The organism is Neisseria sp. SLRRB23, from assembly GCF_050896295.1.
Classification (GTDB): domain Bacteria; phylum Pseudomonadota; class Gammaproteobacteria; order Burkholderiales; family Neisseriaceae; genus Neisseria.
Genome location: NZ_JBPBFH010000139.1, coordinates 1 through 389 on the forward strand (window position 1 = coordinate 1; position 389 = coordinate 389).

General features: G+C 54.5%; 3 pseudogenes. All 3 read right to left on the reverse strand.

The features are described from left to right. A pseudogene (locus ACRPFF_RS11510) lies at positions 1 to 109 on the reverse strand (chorismate synthase); the annotation flags it as partial. Next, a pseudogene (locus ACRPFF_RS11515) lies at positions 108 to 254 on the reverse strand (transferrin-binding protein-like solute binding protein); the annotation flags it as partial. The pseudogenes ACRPFF_RS11510 and ACRPFF_RS11515, both read right to left, overlap by 2 nt. Beyond that, positions 223 to 357: pseudogene (locus tag ACRPFF_RS11520) on the reverse strand (sigma-70 factor domain-containing protein); the annotation flags it as partial. The pseudogenes ACRPFF_RS11520 and ACRPFF_RS11515, both read right to left, overlap by 32 nt. Between the last annotated feature and the right edge of the window lie 32 nt (positions 358 to 389).

Consider the following 389-nt stretch of genomic DNA (forward strand, 5'->3'; position numbering starts at 1 on the left):
CGAAGACGCCGGAGAGGATTTCGACTTGGTCGGCTTCGCGGCGGTGGGTAACGTGGCGGCTGGTGCCGGGTTGGCGCCGGTCGAGGTCGGCTTGGATGTCTGATTCGGTCCTCAATCATGGCATCAATGGTAAAGGTTGCCTCCTGCCTGTTTGCAGCGGTTAACGTGCCGGTAATTTTTTTGTCTTTGAAATTCACGTCAAACTTTGCCCGATTACCATTTTCCTGATTGGAGGCTTCGCGGGTCCAACTTGTGCTTCATGGCGTTTTCGATTTTTTTGGGGATGATTATGTGGTCGTCGCGGGGCAGCAGGGCGACGTTTCCCATTTCGCGCATATACAGACGGACGGGGTCTGTCTCTTATACACATCTCCGAGCCCACGAGACTC